At 64.1% G+C, this 237-nt stretch carries 1 protein-coding gene; it reads left to right on the forward strand.

The features are described 5' to 3' along the window. Positions 1-237, forward strand: a 237-nt coding sequence (gene nadA, locus QSV46_RS41010) for a quinolinate synthase NadA (protein ID WP_314964494.1), incomplete at both ends; no start/stop codon positions are given.

Consider the following 237-nt stretch of genomic DNA (forward strand, 5'->3'; position numbering starts at 1 on the left):
CTATCAGACACCTGAAATCTTCCACGGTGTCGCCGACATCGTCGGCGACAGCCTGCTGCTGGCGCGCGAAGCCACCAAGGTCAATGCCGACATCATCGTGCTGGCCGGCGTGCACTTCATGGCCGAGACGGCCAAGCTGCTGAACCCGGAAAAGACCGTGCTGATCCCCGACCTCGCAGCCGGCTGTTCGCTGGCGGATTCCATCACCGCGCAGGATGTCCGGCTGATGCGCCAGCG

The sequence above is a fragment of the Bradyrhizobium cosmicum genome, assembly GCF_032290525.1.
Taxonomy (GTDB): Bacteria; Pseudomonadota; Alphaproteobacteria; order Rhizobiales; family Xanthobacteraceae; genus Bradyrhizobium; species Bradyrhizobium cosmicum_A.